Annotated in this window: 17 protein-coding genes; 10 read left to right on the top strand and 7 right to left on the bottom strand. The window is 69.6% G+C overall.

The window, feature by feature from the left end:
* Positions 1–10 precede the first annotated feature (10 nt).
* Both ACLKM7_RS00250 and ACLKM7_RS00245 read right to left on the bottom strand, forming a co-directional pair.
* Positions 11–1,351 (bottom strand): DNA recombination protein RmuC, encoded by a 1,341-nt coding sequence (locus ACLKM7_RS00250; protein ID WP_436445003.1) that lies wholly within the window; start codon positions 1,349–1,351, stop codon positions 11–13.
* Positions 1,352–1,591: 240 nt separating this feature from the next.
* Positions 1,592–2,194 (bottom strand): exonuclease domain-containing protein, encoded by a 603-nt coding sequence (locus ACLKM7_RS00245; protein WP_436445002.1) that lies wholly within the window; start codon positions 2,192–2,194, stop codon positions 1,592–1,594.
* An 87-nt stretch (positions 2,195–2,281) separates the two neighbouring features.
* Here ACLKM7_RS00245 and ACLKM7_RS00240 point away from each other — a divergent pair, with 87 nt between their 5' ends.
* The 5 genes from ACLKM7_RS00240 to ACLKM7_RS00220 all read left to right on the top strand — a co-directional run bounded on the left by ACLKM7_RS00240 (position 2,282) and on the right by ACLKM7_RS00220 (position 6,139).
* The gene (locus tag ACLKM7_RS00240) at positions 2,282–3,040 is read left to right on the top strand and encodes a class I SAM-dependent methyltransferase (protein ID WP_436445001.1); all 759 of its coding nucleotides are present in this window, start codon (positions 2,282–2,284) and stop codon (positions 3,038–3,040) included.
* A 65-nt stretch (positions 3,041–3,105) separates the two neighbouring features.
* Positions 3,106–3,717, top strand: coding sequence for a dihydrofolate reductase family protein (locus ACLKM7_RS00235; RefSeq protein ID WP_436445000.1), 612 nt, complete (start codon positions 3,106–3,108; stop codon positions 3,715–3,717).
* A 42-nt stretch (positions 3,718–3,759) separates the two neighbouring features.
* Positions 3,760–4,833: a redox-regulated ATPase YchF gene (gene ychF / locus ACLKM7_RS00230; protein WP_436444999.1), complete on the top strand. Its 1,074-nt coding sequence runs from the start codon at positions 3,760–3,762 to the stop codon at positions 4,831–4,833.
* Positions 4,834–4,906: 73 nt separating this feature from the next.
* Complete coding sequence (locus ACLKM7_RS00225) at positions 4,907–5,488, top strand: alpha/beta fold hydrolase (protein WP_436444998.1); 582 nt, start codon at positions 4,907–4,909, stop codon at positions 5,486–5,488.
* Positions 5,489–5,581: 93 nt separating this feature from the next.
* Positions 5,582–6,139 (top strand): dihydrofolate reductase family protein, encoded by a 558-nt coding sequence (locus ACLKM7_RS00220; protein ID WP_436444997.1) that lies wholly within the window; start codon positions 5,582–5,584, stop codon positions 6,137–6,139.
* Here the strand turns inward: ACLKM7_RS00220 and ACLKM7_RS00215 are convergent.
* Positions 6,118–6,843, bottom strand: coding sequence for a MerR family transcriptional regulator (locus ACLKM7_RS00215; RefSeq protein WP_436444996.1), 726 nt, complete (start codon positions 6,841–6,843; stop codon positions 6,118–6,120). The genes ACLKM7_RS00220 and ACLKM7_RS00215 overlap by 22 nt on opposite strands.
* Positions 6,844–6,915: 72 nt before the next feature.
* Here ACLKM7_RS00215 and ACLKM7_RS00210 point away from each other — a divergent pair, with 72 nt between their 5' ends.
* Positions 6,916–7,371, top strand: coding sequence for a DUF6194 family protein (locus ACLKM7_RS00210; RefSeq protein WP_436444995.1), 456 nt, complete (start codon positions 6,916–6,918; stop codon positions 7,369–7,371).
* A complete protein-coding gene (locus ACLKM7_RS00205) occupies positions 7,368–7,913 on the top strand; it encodes a putative immunity protein (protein ID WP_436444994.1) in 546 nt (181 codons plus the stop codon). The genes ACLKM7_RS00210 and ACLKM7_RS00205 overlap by 4 nt, the downstream gene beginning before the upstream one ends.
* A 13-nt stretch (positions 7,914–7,926) precedes the next feature.
* Here ACLKM7_RS00205 and ACLKM7_RS00200 read toward each other — a convergent pair whose 3' ends face one another.
* The 4 genes from ACLKM7_RS00200 to ACLKM7_RS00185 all read right to left on the bottom strand — a co-directional run bounded on the left by ACLKM7_RS00200 (position 7,927) and on the right by ACLKM7_RS00185 (position 10,905).
* Complete coding sequence (locus ACLKM7_RS00200; protein WP_436444993.1) at positions 7,927–9,120, bottom strand: aminotransferase class I/II-fold pyridoxal phosphate-dependent enzyme; 1,194 nt, start codon at positions 9,118–9,120, stop codon at positions 7,927–7,929.
* A gap of 111 nt (positions 9,121–9,231) precedes the next feature.
* Positions 9,232–9,960 (bottom strand): GAF and ANTAR domain-containing protein, encoded by a 729-nt coding sequence (locus tag ACLKM7_RS00195; RefSeq protein ID WP_436444992.1) that lies wholly within the window; start codon positions 9,958–9,960, stop codon positions 9,232–9,234.
* Entirely contained in the window at positions 9,957–10,574 is a 618-nt protein-coding gene (locus ACLKM7_RS00190; protein ID WP_436444991.1) for a GAF and ANTAR domain-containing protein, read from the bottom strand. The genes ACLKM7_RS00195 and ACLKM7_RS00190 overlap by 4 nt, the downstream gene beginning before the upstream one ends.
* A gap of 85 nt (positions 10,575–10,659) precedes the next feature.
* Positions 10,660–10,905, bottom strand: coding sequence for a hypothetical protein (locus ACLKM7_RS00185; RefSeq protein ID WP_436444990.1), 246 nt, complete (start codon positions 10,903–10,905; stop codon positions 10,660–10,662).
* Between the two features lie 40 nt (positions 10,906–10,945).
* Here ACLKM7_RS00185 and ACLKM7_RS00180 point away from each other — a divergent pair, with 40 nt between their 5' ends.
* The 3 genes from ACLKM7_RS00180 (at position 10,946) to ACLKM7_RS00170 (ending at position 13,544) form a co-directional block, all read left to right on the top strand.
* Positions 10,946–11,458, top strand: a complete 513-nt coding sequence (locus ACLKM7_RS00180; protein WP_436444989.1) for an RNA polymerase sigma factor — start codon at positions 10,946–10,948, stop codon at positions 11,456–11,458.
* Complete coding sequence (locus ACLKM7_RS00175) at positions 11,433–12,500, top strand: hypothetical protein (protein ID WP_436444988.1); 1,068 nt, start codon at positions 11,433–11,435, stop codon at positions 12,498–12,500. The genes ACLKM7_RS00180 and ACLKM7_RS00175 overlap by 26 nt, the downstream gene beginning before the upstream one ends.
* A gap of 78 nt (positions 12,501–12,578) precedes the next feature.
* Positions 12,579–13,544, top strand: coding sequence for a TIGR03885 family FMN-dependent LLM class oxidoreductase (locus tag ACLKM7_RS00170; RefSeq protein WP_436444987.1), 966 nt, complete (start codon positions 12,579–12,581; stop codon positions 13,542–13,544).
* Positions 13,545–13,590: the final 46 nt, after the last annotated feature.

Here is a 13,590-nt window from a genome sequence, read left to right as displayed (position 1 = left end):
CCTCTCGCGGCTACCCGTTCGCGTCGCCAATGCGAGCGCGCACGTCGCCGAGCTCCGCGATCGAGGTGGGCATCGGCTCGCCCAGTGCGTGATCACGCGACGGCTGATCACGTGCGGGTTCTTCGAGCGCGGGGTCGAGCATCTCGGGAGCCGTGAGGCGGCGTGGTGCCTTCTCGATCGGCGCCGGCTCGCTCACGGCGTCGAGCTTGGTCGCGTCGATGCCCGGGAACTTGCGGGCGCTCACCAGCACGCGGGTCTCGAGAGAGCCGGCGAAGCGGTTGTAGCTGTCGACGGTCCGCTCGATCGCACGCCTCAGGTCGTCGGCGTGGGAGGCTAGCGAGCCCAGCCGCTCATAGAGCTGGTTGCCCAGCTCGAACAGGGTGCGCGCCTCTTGCGAGACGTCCTGCTGGGTCCACGTGAAGGCGACGGTCTTCAACACCGCCCACAGGTTCACCGGCGACGCGAGGGCGACCCGTTTGCTGAACGCATAGTCCAGCAGCGACGGGTCGGCCTCGAGCGCGGCGGCCAGCAGAGATTCGCTGGGCACGAAGCACACGACGAATTCGGGGCTCGACGACAGCCCGGCCCAGTACGTCTTGCGCGCGAGGGCGTCCACGTGCGAGCGGACGGCCTTCACGTGCTTGCCGAGCAGGGCGGTGCGGCGGGCCGCCTCCGGACCCTGCGCCGTGAACGGGATCGCGCTGGCTTCGAGGTAGGCGTCGAGCGGGACCTTGGCGTCGACGGCGATCGCCTTGTCGCCGGGCAGGCGGATCACCATGTCGGGGCGTCCGTCTCCCGCATCGGAGGTGATGGATGCCTGCAGGTCGAAGTCGACGTGGTGGGTCAGACCCGCCGCTTCGACGACGCGGCGCAGCTGCGTCTCTCCCCAGACGCCCCGTGTCGCGCCGGAGCGCAGCGCTCCGGCGAGGGATTCGGTGGTGGCGCGCAGCGCCTCGTCGGACTCGTGGGCGCGGCGCAGCTGCTCTGCCAGCGTGCCGAACTGGGTGTGCCGGTCGCGTTCGAGCTCGTCGACCTTGTGGTGCATCGCGGCGAGTGTCTCTTGCACGGGTGCCAGCGCGCGCAGCACCGACTGCTCGCGACGCTCGCGCTCCTCGCGGGCGGCCTGGTCGTGTCGAGCCTGAGACGCCAGCTCGCGGTACAGCGAGTGCTGATGGTCCAGCTGCGCCTGCACGCCCCGATGTGCTGCTTCGGACGCGGCCAGCTGCGCGCGCAGGTCCGCCGTCTCACGGACGGCGCGTGCCGCGCCTCGGGCGAGTCCGGCCGCCCAGCCTGCCAGCGCGCCGAGAACGAGCGTCGCGATCGCGAGCATCGACATGAGGAGGCCGTCCATAGACCCAGGGTGCCTGCGACCCCCGACATCGGGTCGGTGGCGCGCCCGACGGCGCCTCGCACGGCTTGCCACTCGCTCGCCGGCGGTGCTCGGCGCTCCGCTATCGTGCTGACCGACGAGCGGCGCGGTGTCGGCGGAGCTGGATGAGACCGCCGACATCGTCTGGGAACCAGAGAACAAGTACCGCGCCCCGGAGGGGTGAGCCCGACCCGATGCCGCTCTGAGCGGGCCAGGTCTTGGTCAGGCGACGGCGAACGAGATCGCCGGCGTCTCGGCGATGAGGATCTGCGAGACGCGCACACCGGCAGCGTGGACGAGCGCGTCGACGTCATCGGCGCCCAGGCGGCGCGCCGCGTCGATCATGACGTGGGCACAGGCGAGGGCGTCCGCCGTGGCGTTGTGATGGGGGAAGTCGGGAAAGCCCGCCTCGGCGGCGACGAAGGGCAGGCGATAGGAGTCCAGCTGATACACCTTGCGGGCCACCTGAAGACTGCAGGCGTAGCGGTAGGGCGGGCAGTCGTCGCCGGTGGCGTCGCAGGCGCGCTTGATGACCGCCATGTCGAAGCCGGCGTTGTGGGCGACCAGCACGTCGTCGCCGGCGAATGCGGTGAGGGCGCCGAGTTGCTGGGTCCACGTCGGCGCGTGGACGACGTCCTCGGCACGGATGCCGTGGATGCGCGTGTTCAGTTCGAAAAACACGTCGTGTCCGGCCGGCGGCCGGATCAGCCACCCGGTCTTGTCGACCACTTCGCCGTCGCGCACGCGAACGAGCCCGACGGCGCAGGCGGAGGCGCTGCTGGAGTTCGCCGTCTCGAAGTCGATCGCGGTGAAATCCAGAGGCACCCCCTCAGACTCACCCGGCGTCGGGGATCGCCGCGTCAGGCGCGCCGTGCTCGGCGCGGCCAGGCGGGGGCGTCATAGGCTCGGGGTATGAGCAGCCACGAAGAGATGTCGGTGTCGTTCGGCGCTGTGGCCGGGGCTTATGAGTCGGGCCGGCCGGATTATCCGCGAGAAGCGGTGGATTGGATGCTCGCGCCGGTCCGGCAGCACGATCGCGCGCTACGCGTCGCGGATGTCGGCGCCGGAACCGGCAAGCTCACCCGCACGATCGTCGAGGCTGGTGCAGACGTCGTCGCGATCGACCCCGACTCCGGCATGCTCGCCGAGTTGCGCGAGCACGTCCACGGCGTGCCCACCTTCGTGGGAACGGCCGAGCGGATGCCGCTGCCCGACGCGTCGCTCGACGCGGTGCTCCTCGGCCAGGCGTGGCACTGGGTCGACGTGGCCGCCGCGTCCCAGGAGGCCGGGCGCGTGCTGCGGGCCGGAGGCGTCCTGGGGCTCGTGTGGAACATCCGTGACGAGGCCGTCCCGTGGATCGCTGAGCTCACTCGCGTGATGCACGGCAGTCACGCAGAGACGATGCTCGCCGACGGCGGCGCGCAGGTCGCGGCGCCGATCGGCCCTCTCGAAGAGCACCGGTGGCACTGGACGCGCACGCTCACGCGGGCGCCGTTCCTCGACATGGTGTCGTCGCGCAGCTACATCATCACGGCGACGACCGAGGAACGCGCGCGGATACTGGCAGCCGTGGGAGAGCTGTTCGATGCGCAGCGACGCCGTGACGAGTCCGGCGCGGAGGTCGTCGACATTCCTTATGTGACACGGGCCTATCGCGGCATCCGCGGCTGACGATGACCGCGACCGCGTCGGCGTTGTCCGTGGATCCCCCTCGCCGATCCGGCTAGCGTGAGGCGATGCGCACGCTCACCGTCTGCAACTTCGTCACGGTCGACGGCCGCTACGAGGACGACCGCCACGACATCGCGTCGTTCTTCGAGCACCAGCATCCGGACTACGCCGGCGCCGATTCGTTCGATCACCACACCACGGCACTGCTGCGGGAATCAGACACGCTCGTCCTCTCGGGGCGGCGCTCGGCGCTGGGCAACCTCGAATACTGGACCGGAGTCCGCGGTGACCGCACCGCCACCGTCATCCGGCGCGAGTTCGCCGAGCTGATCCTCGGCGTCGAGAAGCTCGTCGTGTCGGACACGATCACCGAGGACGACCTCGCGCCCTACGAGAACGCGCGCATCGTGCGCATCGCCGAGGCGCGTGACGAGATCCGCGGACTCAAGCAGGGCAATGGGCGCGGCATCCTGATCCTCCTCGGTCGTGTGCTGTGGAACGACCTCATGCACGCGGGGCTGGTCGACGAGCTGCACCTCGTGACCTTCCCCCTGATTGCCGGAACGGGCGTGCCGCTGTTCGACTCACGCCCTCCTGTCGCGTTGAAGCTGCTCGGCACCCAGGTGTGGGAGGAGTCGGGGAACGTCCTGATGCGGTGGCGGGTGGATCCGCACTGAGCGGCCGGGCCCGCGCTTCGGCGGCGGGTAGGCTGGATGCCCGTGGCTCTCACCATCGGAATCGTCGGTCTCCCGAACGTCGGCAAGTCGACCCTCTTCAACGCCCTGACCAAGAATCAGGTGCTCGCGGCGAACTATCCCTTCGCGACGATCGAGCCCAACATCGGGGTGGTCAACCTGCCGGATCCGCGACTTGCGAAGCTCGCCGAGATCTTCCACTCCGAGCGGATCCTTCCCGCCGCGGTGTCGTTCGTCGATATCGCCGGCATCGTGCGAGGCGCCAGTGAGGGGGAGGGGCTGGGCAACCAGTTCCTCGCCAACATTCGTGAGGCGGATGCGATCGCCCAGGTCGTGCGCGGATTCGACGACGACGACGTCGTCCACGTCGAGGGCGCGGTGAACCCGCGGAACGACATGGAGACGATCAACGCGGAGCTCCAGCTCGCCGACCTCCAGACCCTCGAGAAGGCGATCACGCGGTACGAGAAGGAGGTCAAGGGCAAGAAGCTCGACCCCAACGTGCTGGCGACCGCGCAGGCCGCGCAGGAGGCGCTCCAGCGCGGCGAGCTGCTGTCGGCGTCGGGAATCGACCTCGCCCCGATCCGTGAGCTGGGCCTGTTCACCGCGAAGCCCTTCATCTTCGTCTTCAACGTCGACGAGGCGGTGCTGACGGATGCCGAGCGCAAGGCGGCATTGGCGGCGCTGGTCGCGCCGGCGCAGGCCGTCTTCCTCGACGCGAAGATCGAATCCGAGCTGATCGACCTCGATCCGGAGGACGCCGCGGAGTTGCTTGCCTCCACCGGTCAGGATGAGTCGGGTCTCGATCAGCTGGCCCGGATCGGCTTCGACACTCTGGGCCTGCAGACCTATCTGACGGCCGGGCCGAAAGAAGCCCGCGCATGGACGATCGGCAAGGGCTGGAAGGCTCCTCAGGCCGCCGGAGTCATCCACACCGACTTCGAGAAGGGCTTCATCAAGGCCGAGGTGATCTCGTTCGACGACCTCGTCGCGACCGGCTCGGTCGTCGAGGCCCGTGCGAAGGGGAAGGCCCGCCTCGAGGGCAAGGACTACGTCATGCAGGACGGCGACGTGGTCGAGTTCCGCTTCAACGTCTGACCCCGCGTCACCGGCCCGTCCGCCTGGGCTCGCACACCCCCCGATCAGTTCCTACGCGAGAGGATCCTCCGTCATGACCGAAACCCAGATCTTCGAGCCCGACGGCCGCGCGATCCGCTACGTCGATGAGGGCGAGGGCCCCGTCGCCCTGGTGCTGATCCCGGAGCCCGGGCTGGAGCGTGACGCGCTCGGCGTCGTCGGGCACTATCTCGCCGAGGAGGCGGGTTTCCGCGTCGTACGCATCAGCACCCCGGCCGTGTCGGAGCTGCCGGGCGACGGCGAAGGTCTCAGCGAGCGTGTGAGCGCGATCGCGGGCGTTCTGGATCACCTGGGCCTGGATCACACCTGGATCGGCGGCCACGGATTCGGTGGCACCGTTGCCCGGGCGTTCGCCGCGGAGCAGACCGGTCGGGTCAACGGCGTGCTGCTGCTGGGGGTGCAGGACGAGCAGATCGATCTGCCTCCGGCGATCCCCGTGCTGATCATCCAGGGAACCGACGACGACGTCACGCCGCCCGCGAACGGCGAGCGTCTGCACGCGACCGCGCGCGATCGCGCCAGTGTCACCGGCATTCCCGGCGCGGGTCATCTGTTCCCGCTCACGCATCCCATCCAGACGGCGGTCGTCATCGAGGAGTACCTCGACTGGGACTGAGTTCCACGCTCGCGTACGTACCATGTCAGGTCTGCGGAGCTGAGGTCGGAACGCGTGACATCCTCTGTCGATGACGTGCGGTAGGACTGACTCATGCTGGTCTATTCCATGAGCGTCTCCGCCGACGGATTCATCACCGACCGTGAGGGAGGGTTCGCGTGGAGCGCTCCACGCGACGAGCAGTTCCGGTTCCATGTCGACGAGGTGCGGGAGCTCGGCGCCTGCCTCCTGGGGAGGAAGCTGTACGAGACCATGCTGCCGTGGGAGACCGACCCGGCGCTCCGCGACAGCGAGGACGCGGAGGCGTTCGCCGATGCGTGGAGCGCCATCCCCAAGGTGGTCTTCACACGTACGCTCGATCGCGTGGAAGGCAACGCACGTCTGGCTGCGGGATCCCTCGCCGATGAGGTCGCCGCCACGCAGGCCGCAACGGACAAGGACGTCGAGATCGGCGGTGCGGGGCTCGCCTCAACCGCGATCGGACTCGGACTGGTCGACGAGTTCCGGATGTTCCGGAACCCTATCGTGGTCGGCGGCGGGACACCGTTCCTGCCGCCCGTCGCCGAAAGCATCGAGCTGAAGCTGATCGAGACCCGGACCTTCGCGGACGGCGTGGTGTTCGAGCGTTATCAGCGGGTCGTCTCGCGCTGACTCCCGTCGAGCAGGGCGTGCAGATGGCCCGCCCCCTCGAGCAGGCGGATGCTGCGGCAGGTGAGGTCCGCGAGGCGTGCGTGCAGCATCGCCGTCGCCTCGGCGGTGAGACCGCGGGTGCGCCACTGACCGAGCACCCGTGCGATCTGCGGTATGCCGTAGCCACCCGCGCGCAGCACCGATACGATCCGGGCTTCGGCGATCGCCCGGGTGCCGTAGCGGCGGGAGTCGCGCGCGCGGGCAGGGTGGACGAGTCCCTGATCCTCCCAGTGCCGCAGAGCGGACGGTCGCACGCCGAGGGCCTCGGCGAGCTCGCCGATCGCCATGACGTCGCGCTCGTCGGACTCATCGGTCGGGTCTGCCAGCACTGCTCCGAGGCCGCGGAGCGCCTGTCGGACGTCCGAGCGTTCGCGCGCGATCCCGGCGTGCAGGTCGTCGATCGCCTCCGCGGCATCGTCCACGGTGCCCGCGACGAGAGTCGGGAACATCCGCCGTGCCGGTACGGGGCCGATCGCCGCCGCGATCGCCCGGTAGGCCCGAAGCGCCGTCACGTGGCGATCGTCGTAGCCGCGGTAGCCGTTCGGCGCGCGTTGCGCCCGAGGGATGACACCGAGAAGCTCGAGATCGCGCACCTGCTGGACCGAGTACCCCACGAGCCGGCCGACGGCCGCGGTGGTCAGCAGCCGCTCTGGAGGGTTTGCCATCCCCGCTCCTTCGATTCACGGGCATTCTCGCGGGCGAAGTCCACATAAGCACATGAAGTCCACCATGGAGGAATGGAGTTTCAAGAACTCGTGGGTGCCGTCCGATCACTGGAGGGAGCGCTCGTCATCGTTCCGGACGAGAGCGGCCCGTACCCTGAGCTCGCGTGGGGCGACGCGTTCTTCTACTACGCGCCGGACGGGATGATGCCGGAACGGACCCAGCCCTACGGGACGATCATCACCAAGGACTATCCCGACGACGAGACGTCCGAGCTCGGCACGGCCGGCCGGTTCCGGGTGAACATCCACGTCGGGCGCGAGCTTGCTGCGAAGATCGTCGACTCCGGCGCCGTGCCGGCGCAGGCCGATGCGTTCTTCGCACACCCGCTCTACGGCGCCGCGGGGTGGGTGTCGGTGGTGAACCCGGCCGACGCGACAGGGGCCGCGGTGATCTTGCTGCTGCGCACGGCCCACGAGGAGGCGCGGGCGCGCGCCCTCCGTCGCGGCCGGCGAGGAGCCGCCGAGTGAGCTCGCCGCAGACGCTCAGCGAAGCGGATCGCCGCAAGGTGGCCGCGTGGGCGGCGGACTGTGCCGAGCGCGTCCTGCCTCTCTTCGAGACCGCGGTGCCCGGTGACCAGCGGCCGCGTGATGCGATCGCCCGGGCGCGCGCGTTCGCCCGCGGTGAGCTGACCGCCGCGGTCGAGATCCGGCGAAGGTTCGTCGCCGGCCGCGCGGCCCGTGGCGTGAGCGATCCAGCGGCGGTGGCGGCAGCGCGGGCGGCCGCGCAGGCGGCAGGCGTCGCACACATGGGCGCGCATGCGCTCGGCGCGGCGGCCTACGCCGCCAGGGCGGCGGGCCTGGCGGCACCCGGTGGCACGGACGCGACTCGGGCGGAGGTGCGGTGGCAGGTGGAGCGGATGCCGGACGACGTCGTCGCCGCACTGCGGAAGCTGCCGGCACTGGGCGAGGACTCCGCCGGTCCGCTGGGAGCCGGGCTGCTGGCATCCGGCGTGCTGGGCTCGATCATCCGCGACATCCAGTCGGCGCTCGACGTGGACGGGCGCGCCTGACCTCCTCAGCGCGTCACGCGGCCTCGCCGCGGCTCGCGGCGATGACGTCGAGCAGGTGGGGGAGTGCGGCCTCGATCATCTCCATGGTCGCCGTCAACGAGATGCGGAAATGCTGCGGCTGATCGAACAGCGTGCCGGGCATCACGTAGACGCCGCGCTCCGCGAGCGCGTCGCAGAAGGCGACAGCGTCGCCGCCGGGCGCACGCCCCCAGAGGTAGAAGGTGCCCTCGGGTCGCGTCACCTCGAGTCCGGCATCCGTCAGCGCACCGTAGAGCCGATCCCGCTTGCGTGTCAGTTCGGCCAGATCGATGGAGAGCTTCTCGAGGGCGGGCACCGAGTACTGCATGACAGCATCGGGGAACCCCCATCCGATCGCGAGCCCGAGGGGCATGAGAGCATCGCGCAATTCTTCGCGCTCGTCGGTGGGGATGAGAGGGGACAGCGCAAGATACCCGAGCCGCTGTCCAGGTGTCAGGAGCACCTTTCCATAGCTGTAATCGATGACGGTCCACGGGTAGGAAGCGGCGGGGGAGGCGAAGTCCAGCCCGTCGAAGCGGATCCGCCGGTACGGCTCATCGGAGAGCAGCCAGATTCGGCGCCCGTGCGTGTGGGAGGCCCGCTCGAGGACATCGGCGAGAGCATCCCACGTCTGCTTCGAGTAGATGCGACCGGTGGGGTTCGCCGGGGAGTTGACGATCACGATCCTGGTGCGCGGAGTGATCGCACCCGCGATGGCGTCGAGGTCGAGATCGAAAGTGGCCGGGTCGAGCGCCGCGCGTACGGGGACGAGGTTGACGGCATGCAGCGTCGGCTCGTAGCAGAACCAGCCCGGGGCCGGGATGACGACCTCGTCCGCGGCATCGGTCAAGAGAGCGAAGGCGAGCGAGATCGCACCGAACGCCCCCTGCGTCATCGCGATGTCTTCGGGCTCGAACGGCAATCCGAGCTCCGCGCTCAGTCCGGCGGCGACCGCCTCCTGCGCCACGCGCTCGCTGGCCTTGTACCCGAACCAGTCCACCGATCGGGGCTCGATCTGCGCACGTACGGCGTCGGTGAAGCCGGGCAGCGCCATCTCGTGCGGGTTCCCGAACGTGAGATCCAGCGTGCCGGGATCATCCGCGAGGGCACGGATGCGTGCCAGGAACGTCGTCACGACGTCCACAGTCGACTTCGCCTGAGCGGCACGAATCGATATCGCCACGGTCATCACCTTCGTCCCCAGCGCCGTATGTGACGTGGTCAGCATCCCAACCGGGAGACGCCACGTCAATGACCGGAGGGAAGCAGCGGCGCAGCCGGGAGGTTCCTGGGTGCGCAGTCAGTGCGGGTCGGGGTCGAGACGGAGCTCACGGCTCACCAGCCGCGCAGCCACGTCGCTGAGGTGAAGGCCCCGTCCGCGCGCATATGCGCGGATCAGTGTGAACGCCTCGTGCACCGGAACCCCCGCGGTGAAGGAGACGACCCCTTTGGCCTGCTCGATGAGGACGCGGGAGTTGAGCGCGGTCTGCAGCTGCGTCGCCAGGATCTCAGACTCGCGCAGGCTTCGTTCGTGGAGGATGCCGATCGTGGCGACATCGGCGAAGGCACGCGCGGTGGCCACATCCTCCTCGGGAGGCGCTCCTGGCGTCGATCGCAGCAGGTTCAACGTGCCGATCGTGACGTCGCGCAGCCGCATCGGGATCGCCTCAACGGCGGCGAACCCGTTGTCTCGTGCGGACTGCTGGAACGCTCTCCAGGTCTCCGGGGCATCCTCGATGTCCGGCAGTGAAACGCGGTTCCCACTGCGGTAGCTCTCGACGCACGGACCGGCCTCGGCACCGAGTTGCATGAGCTCCACGAGCTCGGCGGCCTCACTGGTCGAGGCGATCAGTTCGAGAACCCCGGTGGAATCGGCCAGCAGGATGCCGGCATCCGTCGTGTCGAAGAGGTCACGGCACGCGTCGACCAGCGTCTGCAGCAGTTCCACGACGTCGTAATCGTCGACCAAGGTGTCGGCCAGGATCGCGAAGGTCTCGAGAAGACGGGCCTCACGCGTGAGCGGTGTCATCTCGTCGCCTCGATTCCGGATGCCTGGCGCACGAAACGCAGCCGACCCGCGACGACGTCCTTCGACACCTGCATCATGCTCTCGCCGGTCGCGAAGGCGTGGGCCTGGATCACGAGCAGGGCGTCGTCCGGCGAGAGGCCCAGCTGTGCGAGAACGACGCCGCTCGCCTGGTGGACCATACGGCGCGAGTACGGCTTGGCGTCGGCGGCCGCGTCCCCTTCGAAGTTCGAAAGGGCATCGCGCAGCACGTGGCGCCCGATGATCTCGGCCATCGCCGTCGCCTGGCGGATGTGGCGGTCGTCGAGCATGAGACGCTGTCTCGAGTAGAGATCGACTGCTCCGAACCTCAGGTCGCCGACGGCGAGGGGGAGCGCGAACATCGAGGCGATCTCGTCCCCGGCGGCCGCCGCTGCGACGAATCGCGGCCACCGACGTGCCCCGTCGGAGCGGAAGTCCGGTTCGGCGACGAAGCTCGCACCCCCGACGGCCTCCCAGCAGGGCCCCTCGCCCAGATCGAACTGCAGCTCGTCCAGGCGTGCCGCGACGTCATCGGTGGCCGACACCGTCTCACTGCCGATCACCCGGCCGACGGTGGAGACCGCGGCGCCCGTCACTGGCAGCACCGCGAGGAACGACGAACTGAAGCGCTCGGGGCGGTCGGCCGCTCGAGTTCTTCGAGGGTGATGTCGAATTCGTTCGTCATGGCATGTCCATTCTCACGCTACCGCGAACATCGGTCAGGATCGCGCCCAACCGAGCATTCCCCTGTGAGGGGCCGAAGGAGGCGCACGGATGGACACCACCGTCCACCGCATTGTCGTGAATGGCATTGTCGTGAATGGCATTGTCGTGAATGGCATTGTCGTGAATGGCACTGTCGTGAATGGCACTGTCGTGAATGGCACTGTCGTGAATGGCGCCATCGTGAAGAGGCGTCAGCCCCACGTGAGAGCATTGCGAGGTTGGTTCCGGGTTCAGGACGGGTATGCGAGACGGGTTCGAGGCGCTCTACCGCGCGCAGTACGAGGCGGTGCACCGTTTCGCGACCCGGCGGCTGAGTGGGCCGGGCGTGGACGACATCGTCGCCTCGACGTTCGAGCTCGCGTGGCGGAAGCTCCCCGATGACCACCCGCAGCCGGTGGGATGGCTCATCCGAACGGCGAGCAATCTCGTCAAGGCGGAGTTGCGCCGGCAAGCCCGTGAACGGCGCGCCCTCCGCGACGCGGACATCATGGATGCTCCCGACGACGAGAGCAGCGAACTCGACACCCTCGACCGGCTGCTCGGACAGCTCCCGCAGGCGCAGCGCGAGATCCTGCGGCTCGCCTACTGGGACGGGCTGACGGCCGCGCAGATCGCGGTGGTGCTGGGGTGCTCGGAGCAGGCGGCGTGGAAGCGCATCAGCCGCGCGAAGGCGGCGCTGCGGGCGGCGTGGCCGACGGACCCGATCGACGGAGAGGAGGCCGAGACCTATGCGTCGGAACGAGATGGACGATGATGAGCTCGCCCGCCTGATCCGCGCCCTCGATCCCGCGCGGCACGTGACGGAAGAGGAGCTCGCCGAACGGCAGGACCGAACGTGGGCGCGCATCGCCGCCGCGATCGATGCCGACGCCGCCGACGCTGGCAAGCAGGCAACCGGCCGGCGCACGCGCCGCGCCCGCCTGTGGTGGGGCGTGTCGCTCCCGGCGTTGGCGGCTGCCCTGGTCGCCGTGGTGGTGGTGCTGGTCGTCAACCCCTTCGCCGTCCCCGCGCCCGCAGCGGCACAGGGCCTGCCGCCGCTGCGCTACGAGGCATCCGATCTCACCCTCGAACGGCATCTGGAACGCGCGCGGGCCCGACTGGCCGAAAGCCCCGGTCCCGCCGGACCGCTGCGCGAGGCGACGACGATCGCGTGGTACGCCCACATCACGATGGACGGCCCCGACAAGGGCACCGTCATCTCGCCGGAGGTGATGACGACGACGTGGGACGAGAACCTCGACATGCGCATCCGGGTGACCGCGGGAGGCTCATACGTCGTGGGCGGCGAGGGCGCGCAACCGCCGACGCGAGAGGATCTCGCACCCGAGGGATCCGTGCTGCGCGACGACCAGATCCCCGGCGAGCAGATGATGATCGACGGCGAGCCCCTGCCGTTCCTGGTGGCCGGGAGTGGAGCCGACTTCTACCGCGCCTACGTCGCCGAGGCGGTCGCGATGTCCGAGGGCGATCCCACCGGGGCGCTGCGAGCCGTGGAGGACCTGCTCAACCACTGGACGCTCACCAACGCGCAGCAGGCCGATCTGCTGACAGTGCTGGGCGAATACCCCGATCTCGAGCTGCTCGGCATCAGCAAGGACCGCGCCGGGCGTGAGGTCTTCGGCCTCTCGGCCGTCTCGGCCGACGGTGGCCACGAGGAGGTGCTGCTGGTCTCGACGGCGACAGGCCACATCGTCGCGAGCGAGACCATCTACCTCGATGACGATCCCGAGGTGCCGCTGCCGACGGGATCCGTGATGAGCTACCAGCTCTGGGGTGTTGCCCCCGACACGCGCTGAGCGCTGCCGGGGTTATCACGATCCCGGCCGTGAGGCAACGCCGTGGCGGGCCCACTGCGCCATGCGCAGGCTGGGAGCATGGTGTTTCTCGGCTACCACGCTTCCCACGAGCAGATCCCTCCGTCGCAGCTGCTGGCAGACGTCCAAGAGGCGGAACGCGCCGGCTTCGACGGAGCCATGTGTTCGGACCACCTCGCACCGTGGGGCCTGCCGCAGGGGGAGTCCGGGTACTCGTGGAGCTGGCTCGGCGCGGCGCTGGCGACGACGTCCTTGCCGTTCGGCACCGTGACGGCGCCGGGCCAGCGGTATCACCCCGTGATCGCCGCGCAGGCCATCGCGACGCTGGGCGAGATGTTCCCCGGGCGCTTCTGGCCGGCCCTGGGCAGCGGCGAGGCGCTCAACGAGCATGTGACCGGCGACCCGTGGCCCCCGAAGGGCGAGAGGCAGGAAAGACTGCTGCAATCGGCAACCGTCATACGGCGCCTCCTCGCGGGAGAGCGCGTCGACCACGACGGCATGTTCCAGGTACACGACGCGCGCGTCTGGAGTCGGCCGGCGCAGCCCCCACCGCTGCGCGCGGCGGCGGCCTCCGCACCGACCGCAGCGTGGGCGGCATCGTGGGCCGACGGCCTCATCACCGTGGGCCACGACCCCGACGCCGTGAGCGGGATCCTGACGGCATACCGGGATGCCGGGGGCACCGGCCCGTGCGCGGTGCAGATGCACGTCAGCCTGGCCGGAAGCGAGACCGAGGCGCTTCGGATCGCTGCCGACCAGTGGCGTCACTCCACCGCGCCGGCGGAGCTGATGTGGGACATCATGCAGCCGGAGGAATTCGACCGCGTCTCGGATCCGGACGACGTCGACGCGCTGCGCCGGGGCGTGCTCGTGTCCGCCGACGAGAGCGAGGTGGCACAGCGCGTGGCCGCGCTCGCCGCGGCCGGCGCCGACGAGGTGTTCCTGCACCATGTCGGCCAGGATCAGAGCGACTTCCTCGCCCGGTGCGCGGGAAGCCTGCTCGCGGCGATCCGCGGGCTCTCGTGAAGCGCGAGCAGGCGTGGAGTCTCGCGGAGCTCAGCCGGCCGTGATC

The sequence above is a fragment of the Microbacterium sp. I2 genome (genome assembly GCF_051364985.1).
Classification (GTDB): Bacteria; Actinomycetota; Actinomycetes; order Actinomycetales; family Microbacteriaceae; genus Microbacterium.
Note: the sequence above shows the minus strand (reverse complement) of the source record. Positions and strands in the feature narration are given on the sequence as shown.